Source organism: Thermonema sp., from assembly GCF_026003375.1.
GTDB lineage: Bacteria > Bacteroidota > Bacteroidia > Cytophagales > Thermonemataceae > Thermonema > Thermonema rossianum.
This window is the reverse complement of sequence record NZ_BPHD01000003.1, coordinates 425,098-446,917: the sequence shown is the minus strand read 5'-3', so window position 1 is coordinate 446,917 and position 21,820 is coordinate 425,098. Positions and strand designations below refer to the sequence as shown.

Genomic DNA, 21,820 nt, shown 5'->3' with positions numbered 1-21,820 from the left:
AGGAAGCAGCCTCATGCAGAGAAGCTGCTTTTTTGTTTTAGTTCATTTTGCGCCTGCCAGCTGCCGAAGCGGCGTTCCAAAGTGCGAAAACGGTAGTCGAAGATTTGCTCGAGTCGTTTCCTTACGAACAAAGCATGCGCCAGGCGTCCCAGCACACCCATTGGCAGAGCATAATGCACCAAGTCTGTCATCTTAACGCCCCCTTCCACTTCTTCGAACCAATGCTGATGGTGCCACAGCGCATAAGGACCAAAGCGCTGCTCATCTACGAAATAATGAGGTGCCTGCACATGCGTAATTTCAGTGAGCCAGCGCATGGGGATGCCCCACAACGGGCGCACCACATAGCCAACAATCATGCCCGGATACATGGCTTTGCTTTCTTCGATAAGTACAATATCGAATCCCATATCCGGCGGTGTAATGTCTTTTAAATTGCGGGGCGAAGAGAAAAAGTCCCATGCTTCGGCAAGGCTGATGGGCAAATACTGCTCTCGTTTTAACTGATACACTTTCATGCTTTTATTTGCTTTTAAATTCTATGCTTCAACCCGATGTAATACCTTTTTGTTTTTTGTAGCTTTGCGGCAACGTTCATCATCTGCACAAACAGGCAACTGCCCTATGATACTTTCAGGTAAAGAGATTGCACGCCGCATTGGCAAAGACATCATCATCGAGCCATTCAACCCCGAGCAACTGAACCCCAACAGCTACAACTTGCGCCTGCACAATGAGTTGCTGGTATATAGCGACCCCGTACTGGATATGAAAAAGCCCAATGCCTATGAGCGCATCCGCATTCCGGAAGAGGGCTTGGTGCTCGAACCCAACAAGCTGTATTTGGGGCGCACCATGGAATACACCGCCACCGAAGGGCTGGTGCCTATGCTCGAAGGGCGCTCATCGGTAGGGCGCTTGGGACTCTTCGTCCACGTAACTGCCGGCTTTGGCGACGTGGGCTTTGCCGGCTATTGGACACTCGAGATATTCTGTGTGCAGCCCATACGCATCTATGCAGGCGTAGAAATTTGCCAAATCTATTATCACACCATAGAAGGCGACTACGAGCGTTACCGCAGTGGCAAATACCAGAATAACCGTGACGTGCAACCCAGCCTTTTGTACAAAGATTTTGAAAAAAAGAAGTAGCCCCTGCCTTGGAATGATTTGCAGGCTTCTTTTGTTGCATCGAATGAAAGAAACATCATACAAAAAAAGGAGGAAAACATGATGGACTTTGCAAAAGAAGTCATTGCGCGCAGCCACGAAGTACCGGTATTGGTTGATTTTTGGGCGCCATGGTGTGGTCCTTGCCAGTTTCTGGCACCGGTGCTTGAAAAGCTGGCAGCCGAAGCACAAGGGCAATGGGCGTTGGTCAAAGTCAATACCGATGAAGAGCCGGAAATAGCCGCCCAATACCATATTCGAGGCATTCCGGCCGTAAAGCTGTTTCATCGTGGCGAGGTAATAGCCGAATTCACAGGCGCCATGCCGGAGTTTCAACTCAAACAGTGGCTTGCCAAACACTTGCCCGATCCTCTGCGCGAACGCATAGAAGCACTATTTGTGCAGCTGCTCGAAGTAGCACCCGCCGACATAGCCAAGAGCATAGAAGACCTTTATCAACAACAGGCATCGAAAGCAGAGGTGCAATTGCTGCAAGCCCTTTGGCAGCTGCGACAAGGCAACATTCAAGAGGCGCAAAGCTTATTGCAGGAGGTGCATCCGCAAGACATGCAGTGGATTGAACGCAAACAACACCTGCTCACCCTTGCCGAGTTGCTCAGCTGCACCCCCACAGGGGCAGCCCAAAATGCACTCGCGAATGCACAACAAGCATGGAAAAAGGGCAATATGGAGCAGGTCATCGAACAGTTGATTCAGGCGGTCATGCTGGACAAACGCTTTCAAGACGAGTTGCCCCGCCGCGCAACCATTGCGCTTTTTCAGCTCTTGGGCGAAAGCCATCCGTTGGTCAAACAATACCGCCGCCGCTTCGATATGGCTTTGTACTAAAGCAGCCACTGTCTGTTTTAATATAGCGCTGCTTTGCTCGATGACAGGGCGAAGCAGCTTTTTTTTAAAAAAAATTCACCCTGCCATGCAACCTTTTCCCCCCTTGATGCATCTAATTGAATGGAAAGCAAAAAACGGCAGATTATTTTTCTGTAAACTTTCGAACAGAATGCGAACTTATACGTATCTTTGTATAGTGCAATTGCAATAAAATATCGCTAACTTTTGTTATAAAAGTGAACAAAATAAACGCAGAAGGTTAAGTCATATTCATGAAACACTCATACTCCGTCATATCGTTCTTTTTGGGGCTGCTCGTTGTAGGGCTGCTCAGTGGCATTGCCAAACGGCCGATGCAAGATTATGTGGCATCGGTGTACAAGCGCACTGCCCATGCAGCAGTAGCCGTTCCAATGAACGACAAGGACAACCCCAATGCAACGGACAAAAAAACCGGCGAAGAACCGGAAGAGTTTTTAGTTAATCTGCCACAAATCAGCATTTCATTGGCTTATCCCAATCCTGCTTCCGAGTACGTGTTTTTCAATTATCAAATTCAAGACCGCACCCACCGTTATTTCATTGGCATCAGCGACGTGCTGGGGGCGCAGTCGCGCATGTATCCCTTGGATCCCGACAGCCGGCAAATACGCATCCACCTGAACGAGATGGTCTCAGGCATTTATTTTTACTCTCTGTGGATGGATGACCGTGTGATAGCCACGCGCAAACTAATTGTAAAACATTGATTTTTTCCCTACCTTTGCGCATTGCAATAGTTCACAGATATTTACCATTTATGACGCGCACACATCTACTGCTTCTCACATTTGCCTTGCTGTTGAGTGCCTGTAGTAAGTTTACCCGCCTGCAACGTAGCAACGACGTGCAAGAAAAATATGCGGGCGCCATGGAGTTTTACGAAGACAAAGACTACTACAAAGCCAGCCTGCTTTTGGAAGAAATCATTCCCATTCTACGCGGGACAACTCAGGCAGAAGAAGCACAGCTCACCTTGGCTTATTGCTATTACTATCAAAAAGATTATACCCTTTCTGCCTTTTACTTTAAGCGTTTCTACCAGACCTTCGGGCGAAGCCCCAAAGCTGAAGAGGCTATGTATATGTACGCCTATTCGCTGTACAAGAACTCACCTGAACCCAATCTGGACCAAACCGATACGGAAAAAGCCATTACGGCCTTTCAATCTTATTTGAACGCTTACCCCACCAGCAGCCGCACCGAAGAGTGTAACCGGCTCATCAAAGAGTTGCGCAGCAAGCTGGAAATCAAAGCCTATGATTTGGCCAACCAATACTACAAACGTGATCTTTACCAAGCGGCGGTCATCACACTTTCAAACTTCATAGAAAAATATCCTGACTCTGATTACCGTGAAGAGGCTTTCTACAAGCGTTTGCAAAGTGCTTATCTGTTTGCCAAGAACAGTATTCTAAACAAACAGGCAGAGCGTTATCAAGAGGCTATCAACTATTATGAAGAGTTTGCCGAGCGCTATCCGGAAAGCGAGTGGTTGTCAAAAGCCAGCAACATCTACGAAAAAGCAGTAGAAGGCTTGCGCACTGCTCAAGAGCAAATGAAAGAACTGGAAAAACTGCAGAAGCCGAAAAAAGAAGAGGAAGAAGATAAAGCCCAGCCTTCATTTTAAGTTAAGTAAAAAACTTGACGAAAACCCAAATCCTATGAAAAAGATACAAGCACCGATTTCTATTGTCACACGCGACACCAACCAGATTGCAGCCAAAACCGGCAACATCTACGAGTCGGTACATATCATTGCACAGCGTGCCAACCAGATTTCGCAACAGCTCAAGGAAGAATTGCACGAAAAACTGCGCGATTTCAGCATGCCGCATGACAACTTGGAAGAGGTATTCGAAAACAAAGAGCAAATCGAAATTTCAAAATATTACGAGCGTCTGCCCAAGCCAACGGCAATAGCCATAGAAGAGTTTTTACAAGACAAACTCATGTGGCGCCTTAGAGAAGAAGAAAAAGGCGATGCCGAACAGCTCTAATACCTCGCGCATCATCTGTTGCCGCATCCCCATTGCTTCCGGAAAGCAGTGGGGATTTTGTTTTTCCGTCTCTTTCATGCCTTTCAATGAGCAAAGCAAGGGCCTTGGCGTTTAAGTATTTTGTTGCTTTTTGTATTTTTGATAAAAATCGAAGGCAGCTTTATGGAAGTCTGCCGGTAAAGTCATGTAGCTCAAAACCCAAGCTGAAACGATTAGTTATTATGCTGAAAGACAAAAAAATACTGCTGGGAATCACCGGCGGCATCGCTGCTTACAAAAGTGCCTTGCTTTGCCGTCTGTTGATTAAAGAAGGGGCACAGGTGCGTGTCATCATGACCGAAGCTGCCAAAGGATTTATCACGCCATTGACTTTAGCCACCCTGTCGAAACACCCTGTATATAGCGACTTGTATGACGCCCGGACCGGTGAGTGGCATAACCACGTGGATTTGGGCTTATGGGCAGACGTGCTGCTCATAGCCCCCGCCACTGCCCACACCCTGGCCAAGTGTGCCCAAGGGCTGTGCGACAATTTGCTCACGGCCACTTTTCTTTCAGCCAAGTGCCCGGTGTTTTTTGCACCTGCCATGGACAGAGACATGTATTTGCACCCGGCCACCCAGCGCAACCTGCAACAACTCACTGCCGACGGGCACCACATCATACCCGCCGAACACGGCGAGCTGGCAAGTGGTTTGATAGGCGAAGGGCGCATGGCAGAACCCGAACATATCGTACGTCATCTGTACGACTATTTCGCGCACAGACAAAAGCTCAAAGGCAAAAAAGCGATTGTAACGGCCGGTCCTACCTACGAAGCCATCGACCCCGTGCGTTTCATTGGCAATCACTCTACCGGCAAAATGGGCTATGCCATTGCCGAAGCGCTGGCACAGTATGGTGCCGAAGTGGTATTGGTCAGCGGACCCACCGCCATTGCTCCTCCCAAGCACCCCAACATAGAGCTGTTCAAAGTAACCAGCGCCCGCGAGATGCTGGAAGTGGCACTGGATGCCTTCCGCGAAGCCGACATAGCCGTATTGGCAGCTGCCGTGGCTGACTACCGCCCCAAAGAAGCGGCCACTCAGAAAATCAAAAAGAAAAGCGACAGCATGCAAATAGAACTGGTGAAGAATCCCGACATTGCAGCCACACTGGGGCAACACAAAAAACCTTATCAGTTCATGGTAGGTTTTGCTTTGGAAACCGAAAACGAAGAAGCCAACGCCCGGGAAAAACTACAGAAGAAAAACCTCGATTTCATCGTGCTGAATTCACTGAACGATGAAGGCGCCGGCTTTGGGCACGACACCAACAGCATCACCATACTCACGGCCGACAAGGAAAGCTACCGCTCGGGCCTGAAATCAAAAAAAGAAATTGCTTATGACATTGTGGAACAGATTTGCCGGCAAATGCAAAAGAAAGAGCTACTGCCTGTGGATGCTTAGTCTTTTCGTGAGCCTGTGTTCCGGCACGCCGGTTGCCTATGGGCAGTTTCAAGAACTTGCCCGCTATCAATACAGGGAAAAGAAGCGCGAAAACAAAGAGTTCCGCGTAATTCCTTTGCAAAAAAAGCGGGCGGTGCTGCTCTACGGCACCCTTTTTTCACCTCAAAAAAATTTAAGCGGCGCCAATCAAGGTTATTTTTTTGAGTTGCTCGACGAAGAGCTGCGACCCCGCTGGGATACTACCTACGCCTTGCGCCTGTCTTGGGAATTGCAGCATGTTTTTCTGGAAGGTGAAGAATACTTTCATTTGCTGTTCCGGCGCAACTTCCGCGAATATGGTGTGCTCAGTGTACAGCTCGACAACGGCGAGTTGCAATGGCTAAGCACCACCCTGCCCACTCCGCTGGACGTAGATGAGTTCTTGGTATTCGGAAAAAACGCCTTTCTGCTCGGCTACTACAAGCGCCATTTGATAGGTTACGACTTCAGCTTTTTCGATGCCTCGGTAAAAGCCATACCTAAGATATACGAAAAATGGCTGGAGCCGGTAAGTTATACCATCGCTCCACAAGAGTTTAAGGCTTATATTGCGTTTCAATATGCCAAAACCAAAGACTGCTACCTGCTGTTGCGCGAATTTTTGAGCAATGGCGAGATGGTCAGCGAGTTATCCATCCCGCGCTTTCAAGAACGCACCTTCGACCACGTGCGCCTGCTTGCCCTGCCCGGCAAAGGGCTTTTCATGGCAGGCAGCTATGCTTTCCGCTGCGACGATGACGCCGAAGGTTTGGCTTTCGGTCTCATCCGTAAGAACGCGCCCCCCCGCTTGCAATATATGCCCTTTGTCGATTTCAGACACTTCTACGATTATTTGCCCGACAGGCGGCAAGAAAAGCTATCGGAAAAAGCAGAGCGCAGACAACAAAACCAAAAGCGAAAAGACAACCCCAAACAACATAAAATGCTGTTGCAGCAGCCCATTGCAGGGCAGCAACACATCTACTTGCTTGGCGAAGTCTATCGTCTCAATTATAGAACAAGCAACAACAGCAATCTGAACATAGCCATGCGCGGGCGCTCCGTGCTTAGCACCTACGATTACCTGCATGCCCACCTCTTCGTTTTCAATCATGAAGGGCAATATGTGGACGACTACACCATGGAATTGGACAGCGAGTATTCGCGCAGCACACAGCTCAAACCCATGGTGCGTTTTGTGCCTGCCGGCAAGGGCTTTGCCTTGCTACACCCCCACAAAAGCGGCATTCATGTAAAAGTGATGGAAGGCGACAGCCTTGTATTCGAAGAAAAACGTGTACCTTATCGTAAAACCTATGCTGCGGAAGAAGGGCAAAAGATACGCCCGCAAGATGCCGATGCTTTCTTTTGGTACGACGATTATTTCCTTCTATGGTTCCCCTACCAGGAACCCCTTCAGTTCAGCGACCGCCCCACTTTTTATTTGATGAAGTTAAAAGTAGTGCCCCCACCCCCACAGGATGAAGCAAATTAAAATTCTTGTTTAACTTTACAGCCGAAAACCGGCTTCATTATGTCCAAAAAACAACTCTTCGACAGCCCCCAGTTGTCCATTACCATTGAGCGCCTATGCCGGCAACTGATTGAAAACCACGATACTTTTGAAGACACCGTTTTGATAGGCATTCAACCCCGGGGCTCCTTCTTGGCCCGGCGCCTCCATTGCCGCTTGCAAGACATTACGGGCAAAAATATACCTCTCGGTTTTTTGGATATCACCTTCTTCCGCGACGACTTCCGGCGCCGCACCCAACCCATACAAGCCAACCGCACACACATTGATTTTATCATTGAAGATAAGAAAGTAGTGCTCATCGATGACGTCCTTTATACCGGGCGCACCGTGCGTGCCGCCCTCGATGCCATGATAGGCTTTGGGCGTCCGCAAAAAGTAGAACTGCTGGTGCTTGTTGACAGAAAATATAGCCGCGACTTACCCATACAAGCCGACTACGTAGGGCGGCGAGTCAGTATTTTACCTGCCGAACGCATTGTGGTGCAACTCTGCGAACAAGGCTTTGCCTCCGATAGCATACAACTGGTTTCACAAGACGAAAAATAAGCATATAACTATGTCGAGCCTTAGCGTACGCCACCTGTTGGGCATCAAAGAATTGAGTGTAAAAGATATAGAGCTCATCTTTTCTACTGCTGACCAGTTCAAAGAAGTGCTGCAGCGCCCTATTAAAAAAGTGCCCTCTTTGCGCGACATCACCATTGCCAATGTGTTTTTTGAAAATTCAACCCGCACCCGCCTGTCTTTCGAGCTGGCTGAAAAACGCCTGTCTGCCGACGTAGTCAACTTTTCGGCAAGCTCTTCCTCTGTTAAAAAAGGGGAAACGCTGCTCGATACGGTGCAAAACATACTGGCCATGAAGGTAGATATGGTGGTGATGCGCCACTCAAGTCCCGGTGCCCCTCATTTTTTAGCCAAACACATTCAAGCCAATGTCATCAATGCAGGCGACGGCACTCACGAACACCCCACACAGGCACTGTTGGATGCCTACTCTATGCGTGAAAAGCTGGGGGACTTGGGCGGCAAACGCGTGGCAATCATTGGTGACATATTGCACTCGCGTGTAGCCTTGTCCAACATATTTTTACTTAAAAAGATGGGCGCCGAAGTGATGCTTTGCTCACCGCCTACGCTTCTTCCCAAATATGTAGGACAACTGGGCGTACAAATCACTTACGACGTACGCCGGGCACTGGCTTGGTGCGATGTGGCCAATGTGCTGCGTATTCAGCTGGAACGGCAACAAATCAAATATTTTCCTTCGTTAAGAGAGTACAGTCTTTACTTCGGCATCAACAAAGCCATGCTCGACGCCCTCGATCGCCCCATTGTATTGATGCACCCCGGTCCCATCAACAGGGGCGTGGAACTAAGCAGCGATGCCGCCGACTCGCACCATTCCATCATTTTAGACCAAGTGGAAAATGGCGTAGCCGTGCGCATGGCTGTGCTTTACCTGCTTGCAGGACAAAGGTAAGTTCAAGTCAACTATTGAGAGTGTAAGCTCAAAAAAATAGATGAGACTTGATACCTTCGGGCTTACCTTTCTTGTCATTTCAGGCGCAAGACAGAAATATCGTTTTGAGGGAATTGGCTTCCTCACTGCGCTTGCGCTTTATTTGAAATGACAGGCAGCACCGGTATTGATTTTACACAACATCTATCTTTGAGCTGCACTCTCCAAAAACCAAGGCCATGGTATCGAGCCTTTCATTTTTTGAATACACACCGGCTCACATACACTTCTGACACGTGTTGGCTTATGTATCTCCTTTGGACAGCTTGACGATATACATGGTTAATAGCGAAAACATGATGTTTGTATTTTTAAAACACAATCTTCACATCTTCTTTATAGTTTTGCAAAGTGCCGTTCAGGCTGGCTGTCCATCCGTCAATAAACATTTTTCCACCGCTTTTGAGTATAGTGGCGTAATCTTCGCTTGCAAGCTTTTCGCTGTTGGTGATGTAGTAATGGTTGCCGATTTTGTATATGCAATCTTTTTTAACTTCTTCGGGCACTTGTGTGGGTTCGTCTAAACCAACGGTGAAAATCATATTGTAAATACGGCTGATGGTATCGGCATGAATTTCAGGGAACTTTATTTGTCCGTTATCATCTACTTCCAACTTAGGTTTATCTACCAAATCAAACACTTTAAACCCAATATCCGGCACTTGTTTTTTGTGTTCTTCAAACATGCCGGCTTTTTTGTTTTCTTCTTCAATCTCTTTTTTGATTTTTTCGCCAGCTCTGCGTAAACGTTCTATGGTAATGCTGGAAATTACGGGTGGCAAGTTGTTTTCTTTACAAAATTTGTATGCGGGCTTCTTTTCATCTATTGGCTCATCTATTTGGCATAAAATAAATTTACGGTTGCCGCCGTCTTCGGCATTGAGCTGCATTACTGCGTGTCCTGTGGTGCCACTGCCTGCGAAGAAGTCAAGGATGATGTTGTTTTCGGGTAAAGATTTTATTAAAAACTTTATTAATTCAACTGGTTTAGGATAAGTAAAAACTGGTATGTTAAGTTTTTCTAAATCTTCGATACCTTTTTCAGATAAAACTTTAATAGTGCTATCATTACTATTAATAATTGAATAAACTTTTGAATACGCTTCTTCAAGTGGTTCTAACTTACATATTTTATGTAAACCTGATTCTGTTTTTTCTAAAAAGTATTCTCCGTTATTAATCTTTTCTTTAATTTTTTTAACCTGTGCTTCATTCTTGTATTTATTTAATTCTTCATAATAACATCTTCTGTCTCCCATGTTTTTGTTGTATTTACCGAAAGTTTTTCTAACAACATCATCATTATAAATATATTTTTTTCCATTTTTATCAATAATTTTATACTGTTTGGTTTTATCTCTTCTAAAAGGTTCAATTAAATTTATATTTTTACTATACAACAATATATAATCATGCCCTTTTACTATATGCTTGGCTTGTCCACCTCCCTTGGCTCTTTGATGTATAAGTGTAGCCACAAAATTCTCCTCCCCAAAAATTTCATCACAAAGTAGTTTTAGATTTGCTTGCTCGTTGTCGTCTATACTTATAAAGATAACGCCGTCGTTGCTTAATAATTCGCGTGCCAACAATAGGCGTGGATACATAAATGCCAGCCAGCCGTTGTGGCTTTTTTTGGTTTTGAAGGCAAACTCCATACGGGCAAAATCGTCTTCGCTCAAGTTTTGCAAGCCCAGCACTTCGGCTTCTTCTTTGTCGAATTTGTCGGGGTAAACAAATTCGTCACTATCTGTATTGTAAGGCGGGTCTATGTAGATGCACTTGATTTTACCGCTGTAATAGTTTTTGAGTATTTTCAGGCAATCCAGGTTATCGCCTTTGAGCACCAGGTTTTGAGTGGTGTCTATGTTCTTGCTCATTTCGGTATTCAGGCGTAGCTCTTTGTCTGTTTTTTGAGCATATTTGGCACGGGCAAAATTTCTGCCTACAAAGTTAAGTCCGTAGCCGTTTACCTTTTCGTCAACCGGCAAGCCGGCAATGGCTTTTAACTCTTGTAAGTTAATCTCATTGTCTTTTATTACGCTCGGGTAGTTTTCTTTCAAAAACTTTATGAGTTTATTTTCGTTGGCTTCTTCGCCAACCACATGAAAGCCTGCTTTTATAAATTCTTGCTTATCCATTGCTTTATGCGTTTTTTATCAATGCCGCCAATTGGGTTTTATTGATACGTTCTTTAAATGAAATTTTAATATTTTGGTCTTTGTAGTGTTCGCTTAAGGCTTCAAAATACTTTTTGGCAAAGTCGATTTTGGCTTTCTCAGCCTCGGGAATAGCCGTTGACGATTGATAGCCTTTAGCTTCCACTACCAAGAATATTTTGTTACCTTCACTGTTTTTAACAACATAACAAAAGTCCGGATTGTAATCGCCCAATGGGGTTTTAATTTTTAAGCGTGGTAATTTGCCAAAAATTTCAATGCTTTCGATGTCGGGGTCTTGCTCCACAATTTCCAATTCAAAATCACTGTCGTATTCAATCACTTCTTCAAATACCCATTTGTTTTTCAACGAAAAACATTTATCAATGTCTTTTTGAAATTTGCCGGTGCTGCCGGGATCTAAGTAAGTTTTTCCTTTTTCTGTTTTGAACACATTGGGCAGACCTGTTCCGTTAATTCCGTCATACTTAATATTTGCTTTGAGCATAGCAATTAAGTTCCTGTTGATGATTTCGGTAATTTCGCGTTGTGCCTGCTCGGGATTGTTTGCAAGCATTTTCTTTTTAAAATCATCGCTTAGGGCATTGAAAACCTTTACCACAAATGAAAGAGGGGTTTTGGTGTTGTTGCTCAATGTGCGAACCAATTCCAAATAATCCACTTTGCTTTTGTATGAAATTGTATCTTTTAACTCTTTGGTTATGGCATCATTCTTATCAAGTTTGTTTACATTGAGTTCGGCACGAATGGTTTGCAACAGAATTTCCTCAATGTTTAGTGCTTCAATTTCCGTTTTAATGTTTTGTATCAGTTGGGTCTCCTGTTCTGCCGTTAAGGATTCTAACACATAAAAAGCATTTTTATTGATAGCGTTCCAGAGGTCTTGAAACTCTTGTAAATGGGTTGCTTTTATAAAAACTTTCTTTTTCTCTTTTTTCTTCTCGGCTTTCTGAACGTAAGTATTTGTGTCGGTTGCAAACAAGCTTTCGATGGCTTTTACCTGTTCTTCGGGCAAATTTTGTTCTTTTAGAATAGTGTAAAAATCTGGTGATTTTTCGTAAATCTTTTGACCGTCAACAATTGCCTTGCGAATAATCATTTTCTTGTCCTTCAACACATCATCCACCAATGTAATAATTGTATCATCATCAAAACCCGATTTTTCTTTGAGTGTTTTAATGAGTTCCTGTTCGGTGAATGTTTCGGAAATAAGGAATGAGTTGCTTAAAATTTCGTTTTGAATTGCTTCAACAAAACCTTTTTCTTTGCTTGAAACAACTACATCAAGGTTGTTGATTTTCCAAAATGCTTCCTGGTCGTAGTTCAAATTTTTAAGCGTTTGGCGTTGCAAGTTTTGATTGACGCAAATGCGTAAGCCACGCCCAATTTGTTGCAGTTTAGATATTTCGCTACCCTGATTGGATAATTTACAAATGGTAAACACATTGGGATTGTCCCAACCTTCCTGCAAAGCCCAAATGGAGAAAATAAAACGAGTAGGACTTTCAAACGAAAGCAATTTCTTTTTGTCTTTTAGAATTTCATCAACTCCAGCTCTTATTTTTTCGTCGGCGTTCCCTTTGTCACCGGAAAAATATCCTTTGTGAACCTGTAAATTACCTTCGCTGTCAAGATCATTTTGTAGATATTTGTAATAATCGCTGTTTTTATCAAGTTTTTCCAATATTGCAGTTCGTTGTTTTAAATATTCCTTCTCAAAAAAATTCTTTATTTTTGGATTTGCTCCCCGGTAAAGATTTATGTTATTGGGTATAAAAAACAATGTGAGCGATTTGATTCCTTTTTCAAAGAGTTCTTTTTCCTTTTCAAAATGAATTTTTATGGATTCACCAATCATAGCCCTCATACTTTCATCAGAGATGGAATAATCAATTTTTTCAACAGAACCATCCGACAATACTATAGAATCTTTATTTATTTTTTTTATACTTAAACCATTAAAAATCGAACCAATACCCAGCTCTCTTCTTATTACGATGCCATTGGTCAAAGTATTTACAATCGCTTTTTTGTTTTCTATACTTACAAGTGTGTCTGTATTTTCGACTACATCCTGAGTATAAACCACAATTTTCTTCACTAAACATTTTCTAAAAGAAGTTATGCTGTCTAATACATATGCCACGTTAGAAAGAGGAATACTGTTCTTTTTTTGGGGAAATGTTGCGCCAAATCGCAAATAGTAATTATTGAAACCTTGAAAATATTTTTTGAACGCATCGCCATCAAAACGGTGAGGTTCGTCCATTATCACTATAGGATTCAGGCGTTTTAGGCATTCCAAATAGGTTTTTGGTGGCGCCTGATTGTTTACAAATAGTTCGGGTGTGTTAATATCTTTATCTAATCGTCGGTTCAGGATATTATCTTTGCGGCTGAATGAGCTTGATGTCATTACCAAAACAGATAAATGGGAAGTGCCAATAAATTGTCTTACGGCAGAAATGTTACCTCCTTCGTAAACAAAGGTTTCAATTTCTTTTTCTTTCTCGTTGGCGTAAAGAGCTTTAAAGTATTCTTTGGTGTCTTCGAGATTTGTTTTAGTTCCCTCACGAATGGCTACAGATGGTACAAGAATAATAAATTTTTTGTAGCCAAAATGCTTGCACAGTTCAAAAATGGTTTTTATAAACGTGAACGTTTTTCCCGTTCCCGTTTCCATCATTATGTCAATATTTCCAGTATCTTGTACCGGAAAATTGTAGTTGTTCTTTTTGTAGTGTTCCTTCAACACCTTAACGAAATCATCCCCTTGCCGAAGTCTTTCAAAAAGACTGATAATGTTATTTACACAGTCTTCTTGGTAGCTTTGTATTTCATATTGAAACTGTTTTGTTCCGTTTTTTGCAGTCATTTATAGCTTCAATTTTTATGTATTAATATATACATCTAAAAAAAAATTTCCTAATTCTGCCTATTGTAAAAGTTCCTATCGTGCAACTTGGGTTAAAGCAACGATTGAAGCGAAAACCTTTCTGCCAGCTGTTTCAGGTCTTCCACTACTTGCGGCATCAGGGGAATGCCCGCCCGGCGCCTATGTGCTTCGTTGGCACGCTCCGGGTCGCCCGGAATAAGCACCTGCTTGCCTTCTACGGCTTTCGATGCACGAAAGCGGCGAATCCAGTTGTCCATATGCTTTTTGAACTCATCTGCCGGACGGAAAGCATCGACCCGCATGGCGCCCAAAAAGTGACCGATGCCCTCTCCTACCGGGTCTTGGGGCAAGGGCAGATAACTCACAAAAGGCGGCACCCAAGGACCGTAGTTGGCACCGGAAAGCACTGCCGTTAAGATGTCAACCATGGCGCCCAAGCAATACCCTTTATGACTGCCGTGCTCGTAGTCGCTGCCCAAAGGCAACAAAGCACCGCCTTGCTTACGTGCTTGGGGGTCGGTAGTAGGCTTTCCTTCGGCATCTTGCAACCACCCAATAGGGGCTTCGCGTCCTTCTCTTTCCAATATTTCAAATTTTCCGTTGGCAGCCGTAGTAGTGGCAAAATCGGCTACAAAGGGGGGCTCTTCACCTGCCGGCACCGCCAACGCAATGGGGTTGGTGCCCAACAAACGCTCTACCGAGAAGGTAGGTGCCACTATGGGGCTGGCATTGGTCATAGCCATGCCTATCATATCGTGGGCAAGCGCCATCATGGCGTGGTAGCCGGCTATGCCGAAGTGGTTGGAGTTTTTCACGGCCACCCAGCCGCTGCCTGCCTGCTTGGCTTTGTCTATAGCCACACGCATGGCAAAGGGCGCTACCACCAAGCCCACGCCTGCATCGCCATCGACGGTGGCAGTGGAAGGCGTTTCGTGCACAATGCGAATATTGGGGCGGGCGTTCAGCCGTCCGGCCTCCCACAAGCGCACATAGCCCGACAAGCGGGCAATGCCATGCGAGTCAATACCGCGCAGGTCGGCAGCCAACAGCACTTCGGCTGCCAAGCGGGCATCTTCTTCCCGGAAACCAATAGACTGAAAAACCGATACGGCAAAGTCGTACAGCTGACTGAAGGTAAATGTTTGCTTCTCCATCATGAATGAAACCGCTTATGTATGAAATCATCACTTGGTGCAGGACATGGTCCGGCAGCGGCAATAATACCAAAAAAGAAGCCCTTAAAAAAGAATCACTCGCTGTCCGTCAGTTTTTCAGTACAATAAAAGCATTCAAGGAAGTGGCTATCAGCAGCCACAAGAAATAAGGCAACAATAAAAGCGACTTCAAGCCAAGGCTCTGCCGGTAATTCCACAGGAAGAAACCTATGAGCAGCGTCAATAACAAGATGACGGTCAGCGCCCATGCAGGTTTTCTAAAATGAAAGAAAAGCGGATTCCACGCAACGTTGAGAAGCCACTGCAGGGCGTATAGCCCCCACAACAAGGTTTTGCTTTCTGCTTGCGGCAGCAAGTAAGCCATGTACAACGAAAAACACAGCATGATGGTAGTCCATGCTGCGCCAAAAACCCAGCCGGGGGGTGTCCAAGGTGCTTTGTCCAAGCCTGCATACCATGCCGATGCCACACCACTGCCCGTAAATAAACCACCAATGCCCAAAGCAGCAAAGTTGAGTATGAGAAAAATTGCAAGTCTTCCTAACATCATTTTCTTTTAAGTTAAAAAACAGCAAGGGTGGCTCAATTGTTTTCAGTGCCGGGCAGTGGTCTGCCAAAAGGCATGGAAGTGGTGTACCGGTCCGGCGCCCTTCCCCAAACGCCATCCTGCACCTTTTTCCAGAGCCTGCACAAGATAATCTTCGGCACGCTCTACGGCTTCCATCAACTCGTAGCCATGTGCCAAATAAGCAGCAATGGCAGAAGAAAGGGTGCAGCCCGTGCCATGGGTATTGTTGGTTGAAATACGAGTATGTTCAAAACGATGCACCAGATGCTTGCCGGGTACAAGCAAATAATCTACAATTTGGCTGCTTGCTTGGTTGTGTCCGCCCTTAATCAATACCGCCCGAGCTTGTAGCTCCTCCCACGCTTCCATGCTTTGGGTAGGGTGCTCTTCATCGAAGGCAGTGCCCAGCAAAGCAGCCGCTTCAGGCAGGTTGGGGGTAATTAAGGTGGCCAAGGGGAATAGTTGCTTTTTCATTGCCTCAATGGCCTCTTCCCGGATGAGCGGGTCGCCACTTTGGGCTATCATCACGGGGTCCAGCACAATGGGCACCTCCGCAGCATAGGGCTTCAAAACAGCCGCCACCGCCTCTATGATGGGGGCACTAAAAAGCATGCCTATCTTGATGCTGCGCACCGGCATGTCTTCCATGACTGCCTCGATTTGCGCATGCACTACCTCCGGGGGCATGGCCTGCACCATGCGCACACCACAGGTGTTTTGAGCAGTAACAGCCGTAATGGCAGTAGTGGCAAATACGCCCAAGGCACTCATGGTTTTGATGTCGGCTTGAATGCCTGCGCCACCGCCCGAATCCGAGCCGGCTATGCTTAACGCTACCACATAGCTTTTGCTTTCCATGCTTTTATCCCGTTTTTTTAGTGTGCTTCCAACCAGTTGGCGCCCTTGCCTATATCCACCTTCAAAGGAACGGACAGCTTCGCTACACCGCTCATGAGCGCAGGCACTTTTGCCATCAGCTGCTCTACTTCCTCCGGGTGGGTATCGAACAACAGCTCGTCATGCACCTGCAGCACCATCTTCGAACGCAATCCTTCGCGACACAGCCAGTCGTACACCTTCACCATCGCCAGCTTGATAATGTCGGCAGCGCTTCCCTGCAAGGGGGTATTGATGGCGTTGCGCTCGGCATGCCCCCGCACGGTTTGGTTGCGTGAGTCGATGCCACGCAAATAACGCCGCCTGCCAAAGATGGTTTCCACATAGCCCTGCTCTCTTGCCTTGCGTATGATTTCTTCTTGATATTCCCGCACGGCAGGGAACTGTGCAAAGTATTCATCAATGATTTTCTTTGCTTCGGTGCGGCTGATGCGCAGGCGCTCGGCCAAGCCAAAAGCAGACACACCATACAGGATGCCGAAGTTGGCCGTTTTGGCTGCCCGGCGCATGGCCGGCGTCACTTCTTCTACCGGCACATGAAAGATGCGCGCTGCCGTAATGGCATGAATATCTTTGCCCTCGGCAAAAGCTTGCTGCATGGTGGGGTCGCCGCTCAGGTGCGCCATCAGGCGCAGTTCTATCTGCGAGTAGTCTGCCGATACGATATAACCATTTTCATAGGAAGGTACAAAGGCTTTGCGAATCTCTTGTCCGCGTTCCGTGCGAATGGGTATGTTTTGAAGGTTTGGATTGGTAGAGCTAAGACGCCCGGTGGCTGTTACCGCCTGATTGAAGGAAGTGTGCAACTTGCCCTGCGCATCTACCATAGAAGGCAAGGGGTCCACATAAGTAGATTTCAGCTTTTGCAGCTCCCTGATGTCGAGAATCAAAGCCACGATGGGGTGCTTGTCCACCAGCTTAGCGAGGATTTCCTCCCCTGTGGCATATTGTCCGGAAGGTGTCTTTTTGGGCTTTTTATCGAGTTTGAGTTTATCGAACAGGATTTCGCCCAGCTGTTTGGGTGAAGCGATATTGAACTGTTCGCCGGCCAGTGCGTAAATCTGTTGTTCAAGTGCCTCTATTTCCTCACCTAAGCGCTCCGACAACTGCTGAAGCACCGCCACGTCTATTTTAATGCCACAGCGCTCCATGGCTTCGAGCACGGGCACCAAAGGCAGCTCTATTCCCTGCAGTACCTCTTGCAAGCGAGGGTAGGCCTTCATTTTTTGTTGCAATACGGCATACAGCTGCCAGGTAATGTCTGCATCTTCGGCAGCATATTCTTTGATTTCATCCAGTGCCACATCCCGCATGTTACCTTGATTTTTTCCCCGCTTGCCAATCAGGGTTTCTATGTTGACAGGCTCATAGCGAAGAAACTTCTTTGCCAGGAAGTTCATGCCATGCTTTTCGTCCGGGTCAAGCAGGTAGGCTGCCAGCATGGTATCGTAGAAAGGGGGGCTTAGCTGTATGCCGTAGTTTGCCAATACAGCCATGTCGTATTTCAGGTTTTGAGCCACTTTGATGATAGCCGGCGACTCAAAGACGGGGCGCAAAGGCTCCAAGAGCTTCATTGCTTGCTTGCGGTCTTCGGGCAAAGGCAAATAGTAGGCTTCGTGGGGATGCCAAGCGAAAGCAATGCCTACCAGTTCTGCCTGCAGTGCTTCTATGTGCGTGGTTTCGGTATCGAAACAAAAAGCCTTCAGTTGTGATAATTTATCTGCCAGCAGTTGTATAAGCTCCGGGGTGTCTATCAAGTGGTAGAAATGGCGGGTGGTGTAAATATTACGCAGGGTAGTTGCCGCAGTTTCCTCTGTTGCCGGCTCGTTGGCTGCCGCAGCCCGGCTTTCTTCATTCCGCTCACTGATAAAAAGCCCCAATTGACCATTACCGGCCGCTTGCTTTTGTGCTTGCTTCACCACTTCGGGTTTTTTAAAAGCCTTGTGTTCAAGCAAACGGTTTTTAATGCTGCGAAACTCCAGCTCGTCTAAAAGCGGCAACAGCTCCTCCGCATTGAAAGGCTCGTAGCGCAATGCTTCCAAATCTATTTCTATGGGCACTTCGGTATGAATGGTCACCAGCTCTTTGCAAAGCAAGGCTTGCTGTGCATGCTCTTTCACCTTGTCGCGCAGGCGTGGGGTCAATTCATCGGCATGGGCTATCAGGTTTTCCACACTCCCGTATTGTGCAATGAGCTTTTGTGCGGTCTTCTCACCAATGCCCGGTATGCCCGGTATGTTGTCGGCACTATCGCCCTGCAGAGCCAAGATGTCAATCACTTGTTTTACTTCCTGAATTTTGAATTTCTTGAGCACTTCGGGCACGCCCATCACCTCTACCGGCTTGGTCTTGGTAGCGGGTTTGTAAAGAAAAATATGCTCACTTACCAACTGGCAGTAGTCTTTGTCGGAAGTCATCATGTAAACCTGAAATCCCTCTTTTTCGGCACGCTTTGCCAAGGTGCCTATGATGTCGTCGGCTTCGTAGCCGTCCATCTCCAAAATAGGAATATGCATTGCCTGCAGTAGTTTTTTAATATAAGGAATGGCAACGCTGATGCCTTCGGGCTGCTCTTGACGGTGGGCTTTGTACTCTTCGTAGCTGTCGTGGCGAAAAGTAGGGGCAGCCGTATCAAAGGCTACACCTATGTGCGTGGGTTTTTCTTTTTGCAATACCTCCAACAAAGTGTTGGTAAAACCGTAAATAGCACTGGTGTCAAGTCCTTTAGAGTTTCGGCGTGGGTTGTTGATAAAAGCATAATAGGCACGGTAAATCAGCGCCAAAGCGTCTAAAAGAAATAGTTTTTTCATAAAAAAATATTTTCTTTGGGCTGGAAGTTGCAATTTTTTTACCAAGAATACAATTCATCTTTTGAACATACACATTCATTCAAAACAAAACCGGAAGGCTTATGAGCAGTGCTTTAACGCTATGGGATTGGGGCATCATCGTATTTTTTTTATTGCTGTTTGTGGGCATTGGCGTGAAGGCGGGGAAAAGTAGTGCCCTGAACATACAAGAGTACTTTTTGGGGGGGCGGCGTCTTCCCTGGTGGCTGGCAGGCGGCTCTATGGTGGCCACTACTTTTGCTGCCGACACGCCCCTGGCTGTGACTGAACTGGTTTACAAAAATGGGATTGCCGGTAACTGGCTGTGGTGGAATGCCGTAGCCGGCGGCATGCTTACCGTGTTCTTTTTTGCTGCCTATTGGCACCGTTCCGGTGTGATGACGGACGCTGAGCTGGTAGAGCTGCGGTACAGCGGCAAAGCCGCGCGTTTTCTGCGTGGATTCCGGGCGGTATATCTGGGCTTGTTCATGAATGTGCTCATCATTGCCTGGGTCAACCTGGCCATGCTGTCCTTGTTAAAAGTTTTTTTTGACTTGCAAGACACGGAAGCTTTCCTTTGGCTTGCCGGCATGATGGTGCTTGTGATGTTTTATGCTTCTTTGTCGGGATTGAAAGGCATTGCGGCTACCGATGTGGTGCAGTTTGTGGTTGCCATGGGCGGATGCATTGCCTTGGCGCTGTTTGTGCTGCACTCGGAATCGGTAGGTGGCATGCAAGCCTTGAAAAGCAGGCTGGCAGAAGACCGCCTTTCTTTTTTCCCTGCCATAGGGAAAGCAGCAGAAAACGGGCATGCCATGACCATAGGTATAGGCAGCTTTTTGGCATTCATAGGCGTGCAATGGTGGGCAAGTTGGATGCCGGGTGCCGAGCCGGGGGGCGGTGGTTACATTGCGCAGCGTCTTATGAGCACGCGCAGCGAAACCGAAGCCGTAAAGGCAGGGCTTTTCTTTCAGATACTCCACTATGCCCTGCGTCCTTGGCCATGGATAGTGGTTGCCCTTTGTGCGGTGGTGCTGTATCCCGACTTACTGGCCCGTAACGAAGCCCGTTATGGTTTTGTGTATGTCATGCGTGACTTTCTACCTGAAGGCTTGCGGGGCTTGCTGCTGGTTGCTTTTATGGCTGCCTATATGAGCACCATCTCTACGCAACTCAACTGGGGGGCTTCTTATTTGACCGGCGACTTGTACCGTCGTTTTTTGGTGCCCCCTTCCAAGTTTCCTTCACAAACCGGCCTGAACCGCCATTATGTGATTGTGTCAAAGTTGTTTACCATCCTGCTGGCATTGGCCGGTTTGGTTCTTACGCGTTATATCGATAGCATCACGGCTATTTGGGAATTCGTCATTGAGTGTGGCGCAGGTCTGGGGCTGGTCTTGATTCTGCGATGGTACTGGTGGCGTGTCAATGCCTGGAGTGAAATTACGGCTACTTTTGTGCCCTTGGTGGTCTATTTTATTGCCAAGTTTATACTGGTGCGCTGGGATCCGGTCTGGGGCATGGGGCTTCAGGATGCGCCCCATGGCTATTATCTCACAGTAGGGGTTACCACGCTTGCTTGGATTGCCGTTACTCTTCTCACCCCACCTACCGACAACTCACAGCTTAAGGCTTTCTATGAAAAAGTGCAACCACTGGGCTGGTGGAAGCCTGTCAGCGGGCAATCCGGTACTCGCCCCCTACTGGGGCTGCTCATCGCCTGGGCACTGGGTGTAGGGCTCGTTTACAGCCTTTTGTTTGGTATTGGCTATGCCGTGCTGCTCGACTTCGTGCTTATGGCTGCCAGCTTAGCAATAGCCGCTATCTGTGGCACGGCTCTATTTTTCGTGATGCGCCGTCTGCAGAAATAAGGGCATGTAAGAAGGTCAAACTCAAAAAGGCTATCCCTGCAAGAGATAGCCTTTTTGGGCATTATGTACTACGAAGCGTCCTGTATTCTAACCTTATGCCTTTTTAGCAGCAAATTCGGCTTTTACCGCTTCTACATCTACAGTCTTCATTGGCGGCACGAAGTTCAAACGCTTGATTTCTTTGATTCGGTTCACCGCTCTGCGACGACGCTTAATTTCCTTGGTTGTCAATTTCTTTGCCATGACTTCTTATCGTTAAATAATCCACATTTCCTTATTTGGAATCGCAAGTTTACAAGTTTTTGCTGAAAAAACAAAACTATTTTTTTGAATAAAAATCAATGGTTTGCTAAATTCAAGCAATACTGCCACCTCAGAACACACACTAAAGTATGGAAAAGCTCGCAGAAAACCGCTTTATGGAAATGTGGTACGACCCGCCACATGAAACCATTCACTTTTTGTATAAACCGGGGACCACCGCAGAAATGACCGATGAGGACTTCAAGGAAAACCTCAACTTGTATGCCGATTGGGCAGAACGCCTGCAAGCCAAACGGCTGTTTGTGGACAACCGGCACATGCAATTCACCATTTCGCCGGAACTGCAAAGGTGGGTGGCTACCGATATTTACAGCCGCATCAATACGATTGAAGAGATAGCCATTCTTTTGAGTAGCGATATATTTGCCGAAGTAGCGACTGAGCAGGCATTGGAAGAAATCATACAGGTGAAGCACCTGATACGGGTACACTATTTCGACAATAAAGTAGATGCCTTTGCATGGCTGCAAAGCTGAATAACTGCCTGCTTTCAACTGA

The 21,820-nt window shown here is 46.4% G+C and carries 19 protein-coding genes; 11 read left to right on the top strand and 8 right to left on the bottom strand.

What is annotated here, in order from left to right; genetic code table 11:
- Nucleotides 1-11: 11 nt before the first annotated feature.
- Nucleotides 12-518 carry an SRPBCC family protein gene (locus tag QVE43_RS11590; RefSeq protein WP_288007321.1) on the bottom strand — a complete coding sequence of 169 codons (507 nt, stop codon included), beginning with the start codon at nucleotides 516-518 and terminating at the stop codon, nucleotides 12-14.
- A 106-nt stretch (nucleotides 519-624) separates the two neighbouring features.
- Here QVE43_RS11590 and dcd point away from each other — a divergent pair, with 106 nt between their 5' ends.
- The 9 genes from dcd (at nucleotide 625) to QVE43_RS11545 (ending at nucleotide 8,544) form a co-directional block, all read left to right on the top strand.
- The gene (gene dcd / locus QVE43_RS11585) at nucleotides 625-1,152 is read left to right on the top strand and encodes a dCTP deaminase (protein ID WP_288007319.1); all 528 of its coding nucleotides are present in this window, start codon (nucleotides 625-627) and stop codon (nucleotides 1,150-1,152) included.
- 78 nt (nucleotides 1,153-1,230) lie between these two features.
- The gene (gene trxA / locus QVE43_RS11580) at nucleotides 1,231-2,019 is read left to right on the top strand and encodes a thioredoxin (RefSeq protein WP_288007317.1); all 789 of its coding nucleotides are present in this window, start codon (nucleotides 1,231-1,233) and stop codon (nucleotides 2,017-2,019) included.
- Between the two features lie 272 nt (nucleotides 2,020-2,291).
- Nucleotides 2,292-2,768: a T9SS type A sorting domain-containing protein gene (locus QVE43_RS11575; RefSeq protein ID WP_084147177.1), complete on the top strand. Its 477-nt coding sequence runs from the start codon at nucleotides 2,292-2,294 to the stop codon at nucleotides 2,766-2,768.
- Nucleotides 2,769-2,818: 50 nt separating this feature from the next.
- Complete coding sequence (locus tag QVE43_RS11570) at nucleotides 2,819-3,688, top strand: outer membrane protein assembly factor BamD (protein WP_038031474.1); 870 nt, start codon at nucleotides 2,819-2,821, stop codon at nucleotides 3,686-3,688.
- A 34-nt stretch (nucleotides 3,689-3,722) separates the two neighbouring features.
- A complete protein-coding gene (locus QVE43_RS11565; RefSeq protein WP_038031472.1) occupies nucleotides 3,723-4,058 on the top strand; it encodes a DNA-directed RNA polymerase subunit omega in 336 nt (111 codons plus the stop codon).
- Between the two features lie 221 nt (nucleotides 4,059-4,279).
- The gene (gene coaBC / locus QVE43_RS11560) at nucleotides 4,280-5,509 is read left to right on the top strand and encodes a bifunctional phosphopantothenoylcysteine decarboxylase/phosphopantothenate--cysteine ligase CoaBC (protein ID WP_288007313.1); all 1,230 of its coding nucleotides are present in this window, start codon (nucleotides 4,280-4,282) and stop codon (nucleotides 5,507-5,509) included.
- The gene (locus tag QVE43_RS11555) at nucleotides 5,445-7,022 is read left to right on the top strand and encodes a hypothetical protein (RefSeq protein WP_288007311.1); all 1,578 of its coding nucleotides are present in this window, start codon (nucleotides 5,445-5,447) and stop codon (nucleotides 7,020-7,022) included. Before coaBC ends, QVE43_RS11555 begins: the two co-directional genes overlap by 65 nt.
- A 39-nt stretch (nucleotides 7,023-7,061) precedes the next feature.
- Entirely contained in the window at nucleotides 7,062-7,610 is a 549-nt protein-coding gene (pyrR, locus tag QVE43_RS11550; protein WP_288007308.1) for a bifunctional pyr operon transcriptional regulator/uracil phosphoribosyltransferase PyrR, read from the top strand.
- 10 nt (nucleotides 7,611-7,620) lie between these two features.
- Nucleotides 7,621-8,544 (top strand): aspartate carbamoyltransferase catalytic subunit, encoded by a 924-nt coding sequence (locus QVE43_RS11545; protein WP_038031465.1) that lies wholly within the window; start codon nucleotides 7,621-7,623, stop codon nucleotides 8,542-8,544.
- A 350-nt stretch (nucleotides 8,545-8,894) separates the two neighbouring features.
- Here the strand turns inward: QVE43_RS11545 and QVE43_RS11540 are convergent, their stop codons facing one another.
- From QVE43_RS11540 to polA, 6 genes are all read right to left on the bottom strand, one after another.
- The gene (locus QVE43_RS11540) at nucleotides 8,895-10,724 is read right to left on the bottom strand and encodes a site-specific DNA-methyltransferase (RefSeq protein ID WP_288007306.1); all 1,830 of its coding nucleotides are present in this window, start codon (nucleotides 10,722-10,724) and stop codon (nucleotides 8,895-8,897) included.
- A 4-nt stretch (nucleotides 10,725-10,728) separates the two neighbouring features.
- Entirely contained in the window at nucleotides 10,729-13,638 is a 2,910-nt protein-coding gene (locus QVE43_RS11535; RefSeq protein WP_288007304.1) for a DEAD/DEAH box helicase family protein, read from the bottom strand.
- 92 nt (nucleotides 13,639-13,730) lie between these two features.
- Nucleotides 13,731-14,816: an Ldh family oxidoreductase gene (locus QVE43_RS11530; protein ID WP_288007300.1), complete on the bottom strand. Its 1,086-nt coding sequence runs from the start codon at nucleotides 14,814-14,816 to the stop codon at nucleotides 13,731-13,733.
- Nucleotides 14,817-14,922: 106 nt separating this feature from the next.
- Nucleotides 14,923-15,384, bottom strand: a complete 462-nt coding sequence (locus tag QVE43_RS11525) for a TspO/MBR family protein (RefSeq protein ID WP_288007298.1) — start codon at nucleotides 15,382-15,384, stop codon at nucleotides 14,923-14,925.
- Between the two features lie 42 nt (nucleotides 15,385-15,426).
- The gene (gene thiD / locus QVE43_RS11520; protein ID WP_288007296.1) at nucleotides 15,427-16,260 is read right to left on the bottom strand and encodes a bifunctional hydroxymethylpyrimidine kinase/phosphomethylpyrimidine kinase; all 834 of its coding nucleotides are present in this window, start codon (nucleotides 16,258-16,260) and stop codon (nucleotides 15,427-15,429) included.
- Nucleotides 16,261-16,277: 17 nt separating this feature from the next.
- A complete protein-coding gene (gene polA / locus QVE43_RS11515) occupies nucleotides 16,278-19,109 on the bottom strand; it encodes a DNA polymerase I (RefSeq protein WP_288007294.1) in 2,832 nt (943 codons plus the stop codon).
- Between the two features lie 101 nt (nucleotides 19,110-19,210).
- Here polA and QVE43_RS11510 point away from each other — a divergent pair, with 101 nt between their 5' ends.
- Nucleotides 19,211-20,998 (top strand): sodium:solute symporter family protein, encoded by a 1,788-nt coding sequence (locus QVE43_RS11510; protein WP_288007292.1) that lies wholly within the window; start codon nucleotides 19,211-19,213, stop codon nucleotides 20,996-20,998.
- Between the two features lie 93 nt (nucleotides 20,999-21,091).
- Here QVE43_RS11510 and QVE43_RS11505 read toward each other — a convergent pair whose 3' ends face one another.
- A complete protein-coding gene (locus tag QVE43_RS11505) occupies nucleotides 21,092-21,241 on the bottom strand; it encodes a hypothetical protein (protein WP_288007290.1) in 150 nt (49 codons plus the stop codon).
- Between the two features lie 149 nt (nucleotides 21,242-21,390).
- Between QVE43_RS11505 and QVE43_RS11500 the strand changes: the two genes are divergently transcribed.
- Nucleotides 21,391-21,798 (top strand): hypothetical protein, encoded by a 408-nt coding sequence (locus tag QVE43_RS11500; protein ID WP_288007289.1) that lies wholly within the window; start codon nucleotides 21,391-21,393, stop codon nucleotides 21,796-21,798.
- Nucleotides 21,799-21,820: the final 22 nt, after the last annotated feature.

Excerpts from the sequence above, each read along its gene's own strand:
- QVE43_RS11590 (WP_288007321.1), bottom strand. The coding sequence starts at position 518 with ATGAAAGTGTATCAGTTAAAACGAGAGCAGTATTTGCCCATCAGCCTT.
- dcd (WP_288007319.1), top strand. The coding sequence starts at position 625 with ATGATACTTTCAGGTAAAGAGATTGCACGCCGCATTGGCAAAGACATC.
- trxA (WP_288007317.1), top strand. The coding sequence starts at position 1,231 with ATGATGGACTTTGCAAAAGAAGTCATTGCGCGCAGCCACGAAGTACCG.
- QVE43_RS11575 (WP_084147177.1), top strand. The coding sequence starts at position 2,292 with ATGAAACACTCATACTCCGTCATATCGTTCTTTTTGGGGCTGCTCGTT.
- QVE43_RS11570 (WP_038031474.1), top strand. The coding sequence starts at position 2,819 with ATGACGCGCACACATCTACTGCTTCTCACATTTGCCTTGCTGTTGAGT.
- QVE43_RS11565 (WP_038031472.1), top strand. The coding sequence starts at position 3,723 with ATGAAAAAGATACAAGCACCGATTTCTATTGTCACACGCGACACCAAC.
- coaBC (WP_288007313.1), top strand. The coding sequence starts at position 4,280 with ATGCTGAAAGACAAAAAAATACTGCTGGGAATCACCGGCGGCATCGCT.
- QVE43_RS11555 (WP_288007311.1), top strand. The coding sequence starts at position 5,445 with ATGACATTGTGGAACAGATTTGCCGGCAAATGCAAAAGAAAGAGCTAC.
- pyrR (WP_288007308.1), top strand. The coding sequence starts at position 7,062 with ATGTCCAAAAAACAACTCTTCGACAGCCCCCAGTTGTCCATTACCATT.
- QVE43_RS11545 (WP_038031465.1), top strand. The coding sequence starts at position 7,621 with ATGTCGAGCCTTAGCGTACGCCACCTGTTGGGCATCAAAGAATTGAGT.
- QVE43_RS11540 (WP_288007306.1), bottom strand. The coding sequence starts at position 10,724 with ATGGATAAGCAAGAATTTATAAAAGCAGGCTTTCATGTGGTTGGCGAA.
- QVE43_RS11535 (WP_288007304.1), bottom strand. The coding sequence starts at position 13,638 with ATGACTGCAAAAAACGGAACAAAACAGTTTCAATATGAAATACAAAGC.
- QVE43_RS11530 (WP_288007300.1), bottom strand. The coding sequence starts at position 14,816 with ATGATGGAGAAGCAAACATTTACCTTCAGTCAGCTGTACGACTTTGCC.
- QVE43_RS11525 (WP_288007298.1), bottom strand. The coding sequence starts at position 15,384 with ATGATGTTAGGAAGACTTGCAATTTTTCTCATACTCAACTTTGCTGCT.
- thiD (WP_288007296.1), bottom strand. The coding sequence starts at position 16,260 with ATGGAAAGCAAAAGCTATGTGGTAGCGTTAAGCATAGCCGGCTCGGAT.
- polA (WP_288007294.1), bottom strand. The coding sequence starts at position 19,109 with ATGAAAAAACTATTTCTTTTAGACGCTTTGGCGCTGATTTACCGTGCC.
- QVE43_RS11510 (WP_288007292.1), top strand. The coding sequence starts at position 19,211 with ATGAGCAGTGCTTTAACGCTATGGGATTGGGGCATCATCGTATTTTTT.
- QVE43_RS11505 (WP_288007290.1), bottom strand. The coding sequence starts at position 21,241 with ATGGCAAAGAAATTGACAACCAAGGAAATTAAGCGTCGTCGCAGAGCG.
- QVE43_RS11500 (WP_288007289.1), top strand. The coding sequence starts at position 21,391 with ATGGAAAAGCTCGCAGAAAACCGCTTTATGGAAATGTGGTACGACCCG.